1 protein-coding gene is annotated in these 1,062 nt (G+C 72.9%); it reads left to right on the top strand.

Annotated elements, in window-relative coordinates; translation table 11 throughout:
* Positions 1-103: 103 nt before the first annotated feature.
* The gene (locus EJA20_RS18505) at positions 104-1,060 is read left to right on the top strand and encodes an IS481 family transposase (RefSeq protein WP_129339954.1); all 957 of its coding nucleotides are present in this window, start codon (positions 104-106) and stop codon (positions 1,058-1,060) included.
* Positions 1,061-1,062: the final 2 nt, after the last annotated feature.

The following is a 1,062-nucleotide window of genomic DNA, read 5'->3' as shown; positions in this document are numbered from 1 at the left end:
TGTAGTGCCCACGGACGTTGTTGACATGAGGGAGGACCTCCGGGCGAAGTGAGTGGTGTCTGACGCCGCTTCTTCGAGACCGGAGGTCCTCGTGGTCAACGCTATGCCGCGGCTGTCGCCGTGGTCACGTCTGCAGCTGGTGGAACGGGTCCTGGCCGGGCGCCCGGCCGCGCACGTGGCCGCCGAGATGGGGGTCTCCCGGGCGACGGCCTACAAGTGGCTGCGCCGCTTTCGCGCCGAGGGCGTGGCCGGTCTGCAGGACCGGTCCAGCCGGCCGCGCAGCAGCCCGACCCGCACCGACCCGGCCGCCGAGGCCACAATCGTGGCGTTGCGCCGCGACCGGCGCCTGGGCCCGGCCCGGATCGCCGGGATCGTGGGACTGCCGGCCTCGACCGTGCACCGGGTCCTGGTCCGTCACGGCATGCCACGGTTGGCGTGGCTGGACCGACCCACGGGCGAGCCCGTACGCCGCTACGAACGCGCCCGACCGGGCGAGCTGGTGCACGTGGACGTGAAGAAGATCGGCCGGCTGCGTCCCGGGGGCGGGTGGCGGGTGCTGGGCCGCGACAGCCCCGAGCACCGCCGGGCGCGCAACGCCAGCCGGGTGGGCTACGAATACGTGCACTGCGCGATCGACGACCACACCCGCCTGGCCTACGCCGAGATCCACCCCGACGAACGCGCCGACACCTGCGCCGCGTTCCTGCGCCGGGCCGCGGCCTGGTTCGCCGAGCACGGCGTCCCCCGGATCGAGCGGGTCATGACCGACAACGCCCTGACCTACCGCCGCTCAGCCGCCTGGCGCCAAGCGCTGCACGACCTCGGCGCCAGCCCCCGGTTCACCCGCCGCTACCGGCCCCAGACCAACGGCAAGGCCGAACGGTTCAACCGCACCCTGCTCGAGGAATGGGCCTACGCCCGCCCCTTCACCTCCGGGCAGGACCGCGCCGACGCCTTGCCGACATGGCTGCACACCTACAACCATCACCGCACCCACACCGCGCTCGGCGGCCTCACCCCGATCGACCGCGTCAACAACCTCCCGGGGCACTACAGCTAGAT

Source organism: Cellulomonas endophytica (assembly GCF_004123805.1).
Taxonomy (GTDB): Bacteria; Actinomycetota; Actinomycetes; order Actinomycetales; family Cellulomonadaceae; genus Cellulomonas; species Cellulomonas endophytica.
Note: the sequence above shows the minus strand (reverse complement) of the source record. Positions and strands in the feature narration are given on the sequence as shown.

Excerpts from the sequence above, each read along its gene's own strand:
- EJA20_RS18505 (WP_129339954.1), top strand. The coding sequence starts at position 104 with ATGCCGCGGCTGTCGCCGTGGTCACGTCTGCAGCTGGTGGAACGGGTC.